Below are 14,654 nucleotides of genomic sequence, written 5' to 3'. Positions count from 1 at the left end.
GGCGCGCGACATCTGCTCAATTCGAGCAACACGCGCCCCGATTGCTCCCCTCCCCTCGGTTTTCCCCGCCTGAAACGCGCCGCTCGCGCGCTGGCACGCCGGTTGCCAATACGAAGCCGCACAGAACAACCCCCCGTCCTCGGGAGGAGAATCTCATGCGTGCTCCTTCGATCCTCGGCATCCTGTCCTCCATGGCGTTCCTGTCGGCGTGTGGCGCCGATACTACACTGGGCGAGACGCCCGATCCCGGGCCGACCTGCGCGGCGATCCTCGAAACCGAGGGCACGCTGGGCGGCGCCTCGGCGGCAGAGGCCTATTGCACGGGCGGCATGGCGCGGATGCAATCGGGCGACGCGTGGCGCATTTCGGCCGAATACCAGGTGACGGACGACCCCGCGGACGGCACGCTCAGCGCGCGATTCTGGGGCACGGGCAACGTCGAGGAGGATCAGGCCGTGACGCCGGTCGTGGGGATCGTGGAGGTCTCGTCCCCCGACGCGCCGCGCGAGATCCTGTGCGTCGGGAAAACCAGCTCGGTGACGCGTGGATCCACGCCGGACAAGGATTCCTTCACGTTGCCCTCGCTCACGCGGCTCGGCGCCTGCCCGGGCGGCGAGGCCACGACGGACATGGTCACGGCCTTCGTCACGGGTGACCTGATGACGGGGCTCACGACGGAGGTCGGAGGGACGCTCGACGGCGTTGCGCTCGGCGGCGCGGACGGCCTCACGTGCTCGGGTCGCGCGTGCGAGGTCACGTTCGAGGTCGCGGGGAAGCGGGGCCTGCTCGAGCTGAAGCTGCATGCCCCCATCGGGGAAGGCGCGTTCGAGACCATGATCGACGAGGCGTATCTCGCGTATCCGTTCGACGAGGCGCGCGTCGCGTTTTTCTGCGGCGGGCCAGCGTCGGTCGTGCGAGGCAGGATCGAGGACACGCGAATCGACATCGAATTCACGCTCGCGGTGCCCTCGGCGCTCGGGAGCTGCCCGGGAGCGCCGTTCGAGGGCACGCTCTCCGCGCGCGGCGTCGCGCCCTGAAAAGTCCCCGCGCGCAGGCCGCCGCAGGCGGGATTACCCGCTGGTGCCGGTCCGCTTGACGTGGTGAATGCCGAGCAGCTTGTTCCAGAGCTCGTAATCGACCTCCTTCTTCATCACGTACCAGTGCACGTCGTCGGCGAACATGCCCGCGCGGCCGAGGATCTCGCCGCGCTCGCGGTGCCGGATATCCATGTACGTCGCATTTTCGAAGAGCGGGGCGCCCGGCGGCAGCACGCGGAGATCACGCAGCTCGTCCGCGGTCAGGTCGGGCAGGGCCTCGTGGGCCTCCTTGATGTCGTAGGCGCTGTGTCCCTCCTCCTTCTCCGGGTGCGACGCGTCCTTTCCGATGTTTTGCCCGGCGAGCGCGGTCGGGTTGAGGTCGTGGAGGTATTCCTCGGGATGCTTGTCCGGCGTCGTGGCCTGGGGTGCTTTCGGATGCTTCACGTCGTCCTCCTCCGCGCGTTCCTCTCGCGGCAAAAGCGGACGTGGTACCGAGGCTTTCCCGATACAAGCGGCGCCGCGTGGCTCGGCTCGACCGCCGCGACCCGTCAATCCAGGCGAACGTGGAACGGCCGCAGGACGTCGCAGACCCTTCCGTGATACTTGATCAGGCCGGCGTCGAACGTCACGAGCGCCGCGCTCCGCTGGAACGCGACCCACAGGTACACGAGATCCGTCGCATTCGTGAACGGCGCGTGATTCCGCGCGTGACGCGCGAGGCGCTCGAAGAGCACGTCGATCTCCTCGACGCTCGTGATCGGCACGAGCTCGACGGCGAGCGCGGCGAGGAGCTCGGCCATGCCCGGCCACGCGGAAGGGACGCCGAAACGCCCGAGCTTTTGCGCGACGGCGCGCACCTCGAACCAGAGCTCCGGGGGCGCGAAGACCTCGGCCCGGCCGGCCGCGTGGGCGGCGCGCAGGCGATCGAGGAAATCGACCGCGTCCGCATGGCCGGGATCGGCTTCTTTCATCGCGGCGACGAGCACCGAGCTATCGAGGACCAGGCGGACGTTCACGCGGACGCGCGCGACGCTAGCACCGCCGCGGCCGGCCCGTCGAGCCGCAGCTCGCCCGCGGCGAGACCCTCCCGCACGGCCTCACCCCCGGCGCCGCCGAAGCGGCTCTCTTCGGTCGCGAGAACGAGCTCATGGGACAAACCCTTCGGGAGCTTCTCCCGCAGCCTCCCGCGCAAGTTCACGTGGACCGAGACCTCCTTCCCGCCGCCCCGCCGCACGAGCACGAGCGCGTCCTCGCCTACGGCGCGGGCCTCGAACGTGCCACGCTCCCGCGCGCGCAGGGCCGGGTGTGTTGCGCGCAAGTGCAAGAGTTCGCGGTAGAGCTCACGCACGCCGGCGTGGGCGGGAGCGTCGCGCTCCTCGTACGAGAGCTTCGAGGCGAGGAACGTCGACGTCGCCTGGGGATCGGGAATCTCGGCGCCCTGGAACGACGCAAAGGCGGAGAACTCCTTCCGCCGCCCTTCCGTCACGAGGCGGCCGAGCTCCGCGTGGTGATCCGTGAAGTATTGAAACCGCGTCTTTGCATTCCACTCCTGCCCCATGAAGAGCAGCGGCACGTACGGCGAGAGCAAAAGCAGCGCGCTCATCGCCCGGAAGGCCGCGGGGCTCACCCGCTCGCCCAGGCGGTCGCCGAACGCGCGGTTGCCGATCTGGTCGTGATTCTGGATGCAATGGACGAGCTGCGTCGGCGCGATCGATCGCGGATTCGTCCCCCGGGGTTTGCCCGTCCGCGGCGACGTTTGTCCGCTGTAGAACCAGCCCTCGTTCAGGGTCCGGGCGATGTCTGCGGCGCTCCCCGAAACATCTTGAAAATAGCCGTCCTTGTCACCGGCGAACGCGCGGCGCATCTGGTGGTGGAAATCGTCGGCCCATACGGCGTCGAGCCCGAGCCCTCCTTCGTTCACGGGCCGGACGAGGCGCTCTTCGTTTCGCTCGTCCTCGGCGATCACCACGATCCGTTTTCCCCCGCCCGCGCGGCGGGCACGCTCGGCGATCTCGCGAAGGATGTGCGGGTCGCTGTCGTCGCGGATCTCGTGGGTCGCGTCGAGCCGGAGCCCGTCGGCGTGATAGTCGCGGATCCACATCTCGGCGCTGCGCGCGAGAAGCTCGCGGACGGGCCGCGCATCCTCGCCGTCGACATTGAGCCCTTCGCCCCACGGCGTCTCGTGCCGATCCGTGAAATAACGCCGCGTGTAGGCGCGGAGGTAATTGCCGTCGGGCCCGAGGTGGTTGTACACGGCGTCGATGAGCACGGCGAGCCCGTGCGCGTGCGCCGCGTCGACGAGGCGCATGAGCCCGAGTGGCCCGCCGTAGGAGACCTGCGGCGCGTAAAGACATACCCCGTCGTAGCCCCAGTTCCAGCGCCCCGGGAAGCTCGCGAGGGGCATCAGCTCGAGGGCCGTGATCCCGAGGGCACGCAGCTCGGCGAGGTGCGGGATCAGCGCCTCGAACGTGCCCTCGGCCGTCGCCGTGCCCACGTGGATCTCCTGAAGCACGAGGTCCTCGGGGCGCACCCCGCCAAACCCTTGATCCGTCCACGAGAACGAGAAACGCCTGGCCTCCGACGGCCCGTGCACCCCGAATGGCTGCGAGCGCGAAGACGGGTCGGGAAATGGCCCGGCGCCACCCACGCCGAATTTGTAGAGCACGGACGCCTCGGCCCCGGAGGCGCCGCCGACACGCGCCCGGAAACACCCGCCTGGCTCGGCCTCCATGGGGACGCGCACCCGCTCGGTCACGGCGTCCGCGTCGTACAGGACGAGCTCGGCGTGATCATGATCGGGCGCCCAGATGCGAAAGACGACGTCGTTCCCCTCGAACGACGCGCCGAGCGGAGGGATGTTCGTCGGGTTCTTCATGCGAGCCCCTCGCCGTCCGGCGCCTGCCGCGCGAGCAGCGCCACCGGAAAGCCGCCGAGCACGCGCGAGAGGGGCAACCCGAGCCCGGCGTCCGCGGGCGTCGCTTCCATCGTCTCAGCGGTGAACAGGTTTTCGTACACGTATTTCGTGGTCCCGCCGGCGGGAGGATCAATGCAGAGCGTGGTGTCACCCCATACGGCGCCGATCGGCGGCTCGCTCCGCCCATTCGAGAGCCGCGCGGTGAGGCGCGGCGTCACGACGAGGATCTCCTGGTCCCGGGTCCGCCGCGCGAACGCCACCACGTGGTCCTTGAGGGGCCCCGAGACCCCGAGCGGCACGTAAGCGCCCTCCGGACCGAAGAGCGCCCGCGCCGTTCGCCGTGCTTCGAGGGCGACCCGCGTGACGTAGAGCTTGATGCGGCCGTCGCTCGCATGCGCGACGAGCGCCCGCGCGAGCGCCGCCCTGGATTCGGGCGCGCGCCGCTGCGCCTCGATGTCCACGAGGATCTGCCGGCGAACCCCGAAATCGACGGGCCTTCGGTTGTCCGGGTCGACCAGGCTGAAATCCCAGAGCTCATTGCCTTGATAAATGTCCGGCACGCCGGGCGACGTGAGCTTGAGGAGGAGCTGCGCGAGCGAGCCCCACATGCCGTGGAAGGCCACGGTGCGCGCGAGCGGGAGCAGCGCGTCGCGGAACGCGCGCGTCTCGGGCCCGTCCGAGAGCGTCTTGCGGACGAAATGCTCGACGGCCGCGTCGTACGTGGGATCCGCGTTGATCCACGAGGTATTGACCTTCGCCTCCTTCGTGGCCTTGCGCATGTAGTCGACGAGCCGCTCGACGTACACGGGCGAGGCCGATTCGGCGCCGAACGGCCACGTCCCGAGCAAGGTCTGGTAATACAGGTACTCTTCATTGCGATCGGGCGCGAAGATCCCTTCGAGCTCCTCGCGGAACGGCGCGGTCGCCTCGGCCAGGCGATACAAGGTGCCCGCCCAGTCCGAGGGCAGCTCGGAGAGCACGTGGATCCGGGCGCGGACGTCCTCGCTCCGCTTCGTGTCGTGTGTCGTGGTGGTGAGCATCGACGAAGGCCAGAGCCGCTTTCGGGCCTCGTTCCCGCGGTGCAGCTCGTCCACGCCGATCCCGAACCGCTCCGGCTCACCGCCGACCTCGTTGAGCGAGACGAGGCGGTTGTACACGTAAAACGCCGTGTCCTCCAATCCCTTCGCGGTCACGGGGCCCGTGAGCTGCTGGAAGCGCATCACGAAATCACGGCGGCTCGCGAGCTCCTGCTCGGCGAGGTGTGGCGGGCGTTCGAGGAGGAGGATCCCGCCGAGGAACGTGTACACCGAGGCGTCCGTCGTGGGATTGCGCCGGCGCGCCGCCCGCAAGGCCGCGCGAATGGCCGCGGCGTCGCGCGGCGCCACGCTCGTCGTGCCCTCGTGGAGGTAGGTCCGGTACACCGGGAAACACGCGATGACCTCGCGCAGCGCGTCCGTGAGCGTGCCGAGCGTGAAATCGCGGGTATGCCGATCCCGCTCGGAGATGCGGTTCAGCGCGCTCGCGAGGACGTTGAGCTCGCTCGCGAGCGAGCTCTCCAGGATGACCTTCTTCTTCTGGTAGGCGAGCGTCCCGAAATCGAGGTGGAGCCCCGTGAACCCCTCGTAAATGGACGTGATCGTCCGCTCGGCGCTCCGATCCACGAAGAGCGCGGAGGCGAGCGCGGTAAAATCGTAGCCGCTCGTCCCCTGGACCGCCCAATCGCGCGGCAGCTCCTCGCTGCGCGAGAGGATCTTCTCCACGGCGATGTAAAGGGGCCGCGGCGGATCCTCCGGGCGTTTTTCGGCGTCGCGATCGAAGCGGCTCAGGAGGAGCGATTGCAACGCCGCCGCCGCGCCCTTGCCGTCCTCGGCCCCGGCGAGCTCGCGCCGGATGCGGTGAAGAAAAAACGTGCGCTGGAGCCGACAGAAATACGTGGAGGGCGCCCATAGGCCGTCCGGGTGATCGATCCGGAGGCCCGTGACCTTTCCTTCGTCCATGAGCTGGAACAGGAGCCGGTGCGCCTCCTCGAAGACCACGGGGTTTTCCATGCGGATCGCCCCGAGATCGTTGATGTCGAAGAAACGCCGGTAGTTGATCTCCTCCGCGGCCACGCGCCAGTAGCTCAGCCGGTAGGCCTGGTTTTCGAGGAGCGCGTCGAGCGCGTCGAAGCTCCGCGGATCACCCTTTTGCCCGTTCATCACGCGGATCCGCTCCTCGATGGCCCGCGCGACCGCGGGCGACTCGGCGACGACGGCCGCGAGCCGCCGCTTGAGGATCTCCTTTTCGCGCCGGCGCTCGATCACCTTCGATCGATGCGTCTCGCCCTGCGGCGGCAGGTGCCCGAGGCCCGTGAGGATGCTCATGAGCTCGAGCACCGCATCATCCTCCTCGCCGAGCGCGTGCGCGAGCGACGGCACGATCGGCTCCAGGATGAGCGGGAACGTCCGCGGAGAGAGCGGCAGCGGATTGCCATAACAACGCACGAAAAACGCGCCGTGCTCGAACGAGAGCTGGAGATCGCCGTTCTCCAGCACCTTGCCGTAATGCTCGCCGAGCACCGGCAGGAGCACCCGCCGCTCGAGCTCGCTCTTCAGCGGGTTCCAGTCGATGTCGAAAAACGGCGCGTAGAGCGAGCTCGGCCCATTTTCGAGCACGTCCATCCACCAGGCGTTCTCCGCCGTGTGGACCCCCATGTGGTTCGGCACGAAATCGAGGAGCAGCCCCATGCCGCGGGCCACGAGCCGCGCATGAAGCGCGTCGAAATCGGCGCTGGTGCCGATCTCGGGATTCAGGCTGTTGTGATCGACGAGGTCGTAGCCGTGCATGCTGCCCGGCCGCGCCTTGAAGAAGGGTGATGCATAGAGATCCGTCACCCCGAGCAGGTCGAGGTACTCCACGATGGCCGCGGCGTCCTGGAACGTGAACGCGTGGTTCAACTGGACACGATAGGTCGCCCCGGGCACGCGCGCGCCCACGAGGATCGTCTCGTAAAGCCCCTCGGCCGGGTCCGCTCCGGCGGCCTTCGGGCCCGGTGCGGGTGCCTTGTCGGTCGCATCCATCTGCATCATGGGTCATCCCTCAGATCACGCTCTTCGCGCCGGGCTCTTGCTTGCGGCAAAGGCGGAGCACCGCCATCGAGCGCGACTCGAGGGCGTATGGCTCCCCCGCCCCGGTCGGCAGGCCAATCTCGGGCGCCGCCGCGGTGCGGGTATCGATGACGACCTCCCAGCGCTCGCCCCACTCGATGGCCGGGAGGACGAAGGGCATGGGCTCGTGGTGCGCATTGCAGAGGACGAGCAGCGTGTCCCCCACGATGGGCTCGCCGTGCACGTCGGTCGAGGGAATGGCGTCGCCGTTGAGGAACATCTGGAGGGCCCGCCCGTGCGGGTTTTGCCAGTCCTCGGCGCACATCTCCCGGCCGTCCGGTCGGAACCAGACGATGTCTTTCATCTCGCTGCCGCGAACGTAGCCGCCCGAGAAAAACTTCTTTCGGTGCAGCACGGGCTGCTCGTGCCGGAACGCCGAGAGGCGCCGGACGAACTCCAGCATCGATCGCTGCCGGGCCGAGATCTCCCAGTCGTGCCAGGACATCTCGTTGTCCTGGCAATAGGCATTGTTGTTCCCGCGCTGGGTCCGGGCGAGCTCGTCGCCGCCGCAGATCATCGGCACGCCCTGCGAGATCATCAGGGTCGTGAAGAAATTCCGCATCTGCCGATCACGCAAGGCCACGAGGGCCGGGTCATCACTCTCGCCTTCGACGCCGTGGTTCCAGCTCTCGTTGTTGTCCGCGCCGTCGCGGTTCTCCTCGCCGTTCGCCTCGTTGTGCTTGTGGTCGTACGTGACGAGGTCGCGCAGCGTGAATCCGTCGTGGGCCGTGACGAAATTGATGCTCGCGGTGGGCCGCCGCCCGCCACCCTCGTACAGATCACTCGACCCGGTGAGCCGATACCCGAGCTCGGCCGTGACCGCGGCGTCGCCCTTCCAGTAGCGGCGCACGGCGTCGCGATACCGACCATTCCACTCGGTCCACAAGACCGGAAAATTGCCCACCTGATACCCGCCCTCGCCGACGTCCCAGGGCTCGGCGATGAGCTTGACCCGCGAGAGGATTGGATCCTGGTGGATGATGTCGAAAAACGCGCTCAGCCGGTCGACGTCGTGGAGCTCGCGCGCAAGCGTGGAGGCGAGATCGAAGCGGAAGCCGTCGACGTGCATCTCCGTCACCCAGTACCGCAAGCTGTCCATGACGAGCTTGAGCGTCTGCGGGTGCCGCATGTTGAGCGAGTTCCCCGTGCCCGTATAATCCATGTAATACCGCGGGTCCCCGGGGACGAGGCGATAATACGTGGGGTTGTCGATGCCCTCGTAGCAGAGCATCGGCCCGAGGTGGTTGCCCTCGGCGGTGTGGTTGTAGACGACGTCGAGGATGACCTCGATCCCGGCCGCGTGGAGCGTCTTCACCATCCGCTTGAACTCGGCGACCTGCTCGCCCCTCCGGCCCATCGAGGCATACCGGCCCGCCGGCGCGAAATACGAGAGCGTATTGTACCCCCAGTAGTTCCGGTGCCCCCGGTGGACGAGCATCTGATCGTCGACCATCTCGTGCACGGGGAGAAGCTCGACGGCGGTGACGCCGAGCTTCTTCAGGTAGGTGATCACCGGCTCGGAGGCGAGCGCCGCGTACGTGCCCCGGAGCGAATCCGGGATGTCGGGGTGCCGCACCGTAAAACCCTTGACGTGGAGCTCGTAGATCACCGTGTCGCGCCAGGGCGTCCGCGGGTGTTTGTCGTTCTCCCAGTCGAAGACGTTGTCGACGACGACGGCCTTCGGCGCGCCCCACGCATTGTCCTCCTCGCACATGGCGAGATCCTCGTCGGGGTGGCCGAGCTTGTAGGGGAACATCGGCGCCCGCCAGTCGACCTCATTGGCGACGGCCTGAGCATACGGATCGCACAAGAGCTTGTGCGGATTGAACCGGAAGCCCCGCGTCGGGTCGTACGGGCCATGGACGCGATATCCATACAGTTGTCCCGGGCGCAGCGCCGGGACATAACCGTGGAAGACGTGCGCGGTCCGCTCCGAAAGGACGATCCTGTCCCGCTCGGACCGGTCGTCGGGCCTCTCGAAGAGGCAAAGCTCGACCCGCTCGGCGTTCTCCGAGAAGACGGCGAAGTTGACGCCGAATCCGTCGTAGAAGGATCCCAAGGGGTACTCGCGACCGGGCCAGAAGCGTGCGGGCATGGAGTCCTGTCCATAGCATCCACGCTGGAATACGGTATCCCGAGCGCCTTCGGGGAATTCCTTCATCCTCGTCCGGGTGAGCCCGCACGAGCGATTGGTTTGGCAAGCCCAGCCCGGCTCGCCTCACGGCTCGACGAAGGACGATGTGTCACGCATCTTATCGTCCCAAAGGGGATGCATGCGCCGTGCGATGGAGGCGCCGCCAGCACGCTGTGGAGATCCTATCGGGAGACCGGCTGCCTGCCGCCGAGGCGAAGGACGAGATGGCCCGGCGGCGCCATTTCGCGGGGATGGCCGTGGTGCGTCCGCTCGTCCTCGGGGTGCTCATGGTCGGCCTCTTCCTTCTGGATATCACGACACCCCTGGGATTCATGTTTCCCTACGGATACGTCGTGCCCGTCTCCCTCGCCGTGTGGCTCCCCCGTCGCGGCGCGACGCTCGTCGTCGTCGGGGGATGCACAATCCTCACGACGCTCGGCTTCTTTCTCACCACGGGGACGCCCGTCGTTCCGCCGTGGGTCGATGCCACGGGCCGCGTGGCCAGCGTGGTGGTCCTCTGGGTCACGACGGCGTTCGGCGTGCAATGGCGGCGCGCGGCCGAGCGGCTTCGCAAGGTCGCAGAGCAGAGCGCGCAGGAGGTCGCCGAACGGAGGCGCATGCAGGAGGCCCTGGAGGCCCAAAACACGCACCTCGGCCTGCTCGCCAAGGCCGCCGGGCGCCTCGTCCTCAGCGACGAGCCCGGGGAGCTGCTCGGGCCGATGTTCGCCGAGCTCGGCGCCGGGCTCGGCGTGGAGCTTTATTTCAATTACATGAAGGGGCCCACGCCGAAGACGCTCGAACTCGAATCGAGCGGGGGGCTCACGGACGAGCAGCGCAAGCGATACCATGTGCTCCATTTCGGCGAGCTCCTCTGCGGCGCGGTGGCCGAGACGGGCAAGCCCCTCATCCTCGAAGACCTCCAGCATTCCACGTTCCACGGATCCGACCCGCTCAAGGCGGTCGGCGCGCAGGTCTACGCAGGGTATCCGCTCATCGCCCACGGCCGCGTGCTCGGCACGCTGGCCTTCGCGACGAGCCGGCGCCCCCGGTACTCGGACGACGAGCTCCGGCTCATGCAGACGCTCAGCGATCAGGTGGCCGCCGTCATCGATCGCGGCGAGCTGCTCCACAGGCTCAAGGAGAGCGAGCGAGCCGCGCAGCGCCACCTCGCCGAGCTCCAGAGCGTGTACAAGACCTCGCCCGCGGGCCTCTGTGTCCTCGACACCGAGCTCCGGTACGTGAACATCAACGAGACGCTGGCCCGCTACAATGGCGCCTCCGTCGCCGCCCACATCGGCCGCACGCTCGGGGAGGTCGTGCCTGGCTTGCCGGAGTCCATCGAGCCCTTGCTCCGTCGCGTCTTCGAGACCGGCGAGAGCTCGATGGACCACGAGTATCGAATGGAGACCCCCGCGCAGCCTGGGGTCCTGCGGGATTGGATTTCGAGCTACGTGCCGATCAAGGACCCGGCGGGCCTGGTGCAGGCCGTCAACGTCATGGTGCAAGAGGTCACCCGGCTGAAGCAAACCGAGCGCGCGCTGCGCGAGGCGGGGCTCGCGCTCGAGGAGGCCGATCGCCGCAAAGACGAGTTTCTGGCCATGCTCGGGCACGAGCTCCGAAATCCCCTGGCCCCCATTCGTACGGCCGTGAAGGTCCTCGACATGCAGGCCGGCCGTTCGCCGGAGGCGCGCCAGACGCTCGCCATGATCGAGCGGCAGGTCGCGCACATGGCCCGGATGATCGACGATCTCCTCGACGTCTCGCGCATCACCCGCGGCAAGATGGAGCTGCGCCAAGAGCCTTGTGACGTCGTGCAGATCGTCCGCGACGTCGTCCACGATTACGCGTCCATCGTGTCGGGCAATGGCCTCGCGCTCTCGCTCTCCGTGCCGGAGGAGCCCCGCTGGGTGGAGGGAGATCCCACCCGGCTCTCGCAGGTCGTCGGCAATCTGCTGCACAACGCGGTCAAATTCACGGACGCGGGCGGGCGGATCGAGGTGCGGGTGGACGAGGACCCACCGACGAACCTGGTCAGCATCACGGTCAGCGATACCGGGATCGGAATGGATGCGGCCATGCTCGGGCGGCTCTTCGAGACCTTCAGCCAGGCGGATCGGAGCCTCGATCGATCGCGCGGCGGGCTCGGGCTCGGGCTCGCCGTGGTCAAGGGGCTCGTCGAATTGCACGGCGGAGACGTCGAGGCCGAGAGCGCGGGGCCGGGGAAAGGCTCGACGCTCCGCGTGCGGCTCCCGCTCTCGGCGGAGGCCGCGCTCGCAGCCCCGGCGCCCTCAGCCCCGGCGCCCCGACAAACCGAGGGCCCTTTGCGGATCCTCGTCATCGAAGACAACCACGACACCGCCGACATCCTGCAGAACCTGCTCGTGCTCCTCGGCTATCGCGCCGAGGTGGCGTACACGGGCCCCGAGGGAATCGAGGTGGCAAAGCGGCTGCGCCCCGACGTGGTGCTCTGTGATCTCGGCCTGCCGGACATGGATGGGTTCGCGGTGGCCCGCGCGCTCCGGGCGCTCCCGGCGACGGCGGGCAGCTACCTCATCGCGCAGACCGGATACGGCGGCGCGGAGGATCGCCGCCGCACGCTCGCCGCAGGATTCGATGCCCACATGACGAAGCCGATGGATCCCGCGGAGCTCGAACGTGTCCTTTCCTCCGTTGCGGACATGCGCCGCGAACGCCCGCGGGCCGTCGCGCGGAGGCCCGTGCGTCGTTCGGCCTGAGCGCGAAAGGGAAGGCGGATTGCGAATCACGCTTGACAAACGCAGCCTGTTCGCATTCCGTCCCGCCATGGTTCGTCGGCTCGCGGCAGCGATGACATGGACGCTCTGCTTTTCGCCGGCCCTCGCCTGGGCGGCCGGCAGTGAGCTCGCCGAGCTCGCGGAGCGCACGAAGCCCTCGGTCGTCCTTCTCACGGTGGAGGACGCGACGGGCCACACGGTCGGGACGGGGACGGGCTTTTTCGTTTCGTCGGACGGGCGGATCGTCACGAACCACCACGTCGTGGACGGCGCCGCGAAGGTGACGGCGGCGCTCGCCGACGGCTCGAAGCTCGACGTCCTCGGGCGCCTCGGCGACGACGAGGCGCGGGACATCGCCATTCTGAAAGCGGATGGGGCGGGGCTGCCGGCGCTCACGCTCGGCGATTCGAGCGGCATTGCGACGGGCGACGAGGTCGTGGTCATCGGCAGCCCGCTGGGGCTCTCGGGCACGCTGACGGTGGGGATCGTCTCCGCGAAACGCGAGCGCGGCGTGGGCAAGGAAATCGATCGCGCCTCGGAGCTCGAATCGTGGGGCATCCAGATCACGGCCGCGATTTCCCCGGGATCGAGCGGATCCCCCATCATGACGAGGCGCGGCGAGGTCGTCGCCGTCGCGGTGGGCACGTTGAATCGAGCCCAGAGCTTGAACTTCGGCATCCCGATCGAGGTGGTGAAGGGAATGCTCGAAAAGCTCGGCCCCGCGGCGCCGGTGCTCCCCTTCGAGAGCAATCCGGAGCAGGACGTGCTCCGCAATCTGTTGATATCGGCCGCCGTGATCGGGGGGATCGTCGTCGTGGTCGCCGTGTGGAGCTTCGTGAGCACGCGCGGCTCACGTCCCAAGGCGCGCCGGGGGAATTAGCCCCGGACGAATCTCGATCAAAACGGGAGCCCGCTCGGCTTTTCCGTGTTGTTGCTCACCGCCAGTGGTAACATCGCGCGCCGGGGGGGTCATGAAAGCCGGAGACTGCATCGGGGGTGACTATCGCCTCGTCCGTCCACTCGGCGAGGGGGCGATGGGGTCGGTGTGGGAGGCGCAAAGCGAACGCACCGCGCGTCGCGTCGCCATCAAGTTGATTCTGCGGCCGAGCGCGGACCTCCGCCTTCGCCTCAGCCGCGAGGCGCGTGCATTCAAGAGTTTGTCCCACCCGAATATCGTCGACGTCTACGACGCTGGTGAGACGTCCGCGGGGGATCCTTTTCTCGTCATGCAGCTCCTCTCGGGAGAGACGCTCGCCGATCTCCTGGAGCGCGAGCGCAGGCTGCCATCCAAGCAGGCCGCGCGGATCGGCCGGGACGTCGCGCTCGCCCTCGCGGCGGCGCACGGGGCCCGCATCATTCACCGCGATCTGAAGCCGGAGAACGTGTTTCTCCACCGGGAATCGAGCGCCGACGGCTTCGTCGTGAAGGTCCTCGATTTCGGCGTGGCCAAGCAGCTCGATACGAAGGACTGCGTCCGCACCGTCACGGGCGTCATGGTCGGCACGCCGGGGTACATGAGCCCCGAGCAGGTGTTATGCGTCGAGGATCTCGATTTCCGCACGGATGTGTGGTCGCTGGGCGTCGTCCTGTACGAAATGCTCACCGGCGTGCGGCCCTTCAAGGGCAATGTGGACGTCCTCTTTCAGCAAATCCTGACGGCCGAGATTCCGCCGGTCGCGAGCCGCGTCCGTCACGTCGATCCACGGCTCGCGGCTCTCGTCGACCGATGCTTGCAGCGTGAAAGGGCCAAACGTCTCCAGTCCGCGCAAGAAGCCGCGGCCCTGCTCGAGTCCATGGCAGGCGCGCGCGAGAGCCTTTCCTTCGTGGATCCGGCGCTCGAGCTGCCCATTCCGTCGACGCTCCCGCGACCCGACGTCCTGCCGGAGACGCAGAAGTTCACGCTTGCGATCGACGGGACGACGCCCGAGGAGGCCGAGGCGCCGACGCAGCTCGGGGAAGTCGCCCTGAATGGCACGGTCATCCTTCCCCCCGGGACGAATCCAACGACCGACGGGGACGAGCTGCGCCCCGCGGGGTTCGATGGACCGCGGGCGCCGTGGCGCAATGCGTCCTTGAGCGCCATTCTCACCGCGACGACGCAGGTCTCCCCGACCACCGGGAACGGCACCACGCCGAGCACCGTGATGACGGTCGGAGCCATCACCATGACGGCCGGGACCGAGCCGGCGGATGGTGCATCGCTGAAACAGCGGCGAAAGCGGCAGGTGATGCGCCGGGGCGCGCTCTTGTTCCTGCTCGTCGCGGCGCCGTTCTTGATTTTCATGGTGGCGTCGCGGGCGACCTCGAAAAAGCCCGCGGACACGGCCGCGCCGAAGGAGACGATCGCGCTCCCCTCGCCTCCGCCCGCGCCGGACGATCGGGCGCACATGGCGCCTGCGCCCGTGTCGTTGCCGGAAGCCGAGCCCGCGCCGTCGTCGTCGGCGGACGCAGGGCCCGCGCCACAAGTCGAGAGCACGGACAAACGGAGCGCATTGCCCGTCCGCGGGGGCAAACCGCCGGCCGATCCCCCGGCGCCGCGCGCACCGGCGACGACAAAGGCGAAATCACCCGCCCCGAGCACGAAGGCGCCTGCGGGCCCGAAGGCGTGCCCTCGGTTCTTCCCGAATTGCAAGCGCTGAGCGGGCGAGTTTTCCGCAGAAGCGCTCGATT

The 14,654-nt window shown here is 68.2% G+C and carries 9 protein-coding genes; 4 read left to right on the top strand and 5 right to left on the bottom strand.

Annotated features, from left to right (window positions below):
- Positions 1-155 precede the first annotated feature (155 nt).
- Positions 156-1,037, top strand: a complete 882-nt coding sequence (locus E8A74_RS36035; protein ID WP_136933623.1) for a hypothetical protein — start codon at positions 156-158, stop codon at positions 1,035-1,037.
- A gap of 33 nt (positions 1,038-1,070) precedes the next feature.
- Here the strand turns inward: E8A74_RS36035 and E8A74_RS36030 are convergent, their stop codons facing one another.
- From E8A74_RS36030 to glgX, 5 genes are all read right to left on the bottom strand, one after another.
- Positions 1,071-1,481, bottom strand: coding sequence for a hypothetical protein (locus tag E8A74_RS36030; protein ID WP_136933622.1), 411 nt, complete (start codon positions 1,479-1,481; stop codon positions 1,071-1,073).
- A gap of 104 nt (positions 1,482-1,585) precedes the next feature.
- Entirely contained in the window at positions 1,586-2,053 is a 468-nt protein-coding gene (locus tag E8A74_RS36025) for a type II toxin-antitoxin system VapC family toxin (protein WP_232379905.1), read from the bottom strand.
- Positions 2,050-3,912, bottom strand: coding sequence for a malto-oligosyltrehalose trehalohydrolase (gene treZ, locus E8A74_RS36020; protein WP_136933621.1), 1,863 nt, complete (start codon positions 3,910-3,912; stop codon positions 2,050-2,052). Before treZ ends, E8A74_RS36025 begins: the two co-directional genes overlap by 4 nt.
- Positions 3,909-7,019 carry a malto-oligosyltrehalose synthase gene (treY, locus tag E8A74_RS36015; protein WP_211365522.1) on the bottom strand — a complete coding sequence of 1,037 codons (3,111 nt, stop codon included), beginning with the start codon at positions 7,017-7,019 and terminating at the stop codon, positions 3,909-3,911. The genes treZ and treY overlap by 4 nt, the downstream gene beginning before the upstream one ends.
- Positions 7,020-7,029: 10 nt before the next feature.
- Positions 7,030-9,192, bottom strand: a complete 2,163-nt coding sequence (gene glgX, locus E8A74_RS36010) for a glycogen debranching protein GlgX (protein ID WP_136933620.1) — start codon at positions 9,190-9,192, stop codon at positions 7,030-7,032.
- A 185-nt stretch (positions 9,193-9,377) separates the two neighbouring features.
- On the opposite strand from glgX, the gene E8A74_RS36005 reads away from it, so the two are divergent.
- The 3 genes from E8A74_RS36005 to E8A74_RS35995 all read left to right on the top strand — a co-directional run bounded on the left by E8A74_RS36005 (position 9,378) and on the right by E8A74_RS35995 (position 14,623).
- Positions 9,378-11,966 (top strand): ATP-binding protein, encoded by a 2,589-nt coding sequence (locus tag E8A74_RS36005; RefSeq protein WP_170229627.1) that lies wholly within the window; start codon positions 9,378-9,380, stop codon positions 11,964-11,966.
- A 19-nt stretch (positions 11,967-11,985) separates the two neighbouring features.
- Positions 11,986-12,864, top strand: coding sequence for a S1C family serine protease (locus tag E8A74_RS36000; protein WP_170229626.1), 879 nt, complete (start codon positions 11,986-11,988; stop codon positions 12,862-12,864).
- 91 nt (positions 12,865-12,955) lie between these two features.
- Positions 12,956-14,623 (top strand): serine/threonine-protein kinase, encoded by a 1,668-nt coding sequence (locus E8A74_RS35995; protein WP_136933617.1) that lies wholly within the window; start codon positions 12,956-12,958, stop codon positions 14,621-14,623.
- Positions 14,624-14,654: the final 31 nt, after the last annotated feature.

It is taken from the genome of Polyangium fumosum, from assembly GCF_005144585.1.
Taxonomy (GTDB): domain Bacteria; phylum Myxococcota_A; class Polyangia; order Polyangiales; family Polyangiaceae; genus Polyangium; species Polyangium fumosum.
The sequence above is the reverse complement of the archived record's forward strand: the minus strand, read 5'-3'. Positions and strand labels throughout refer to the sequence as shown.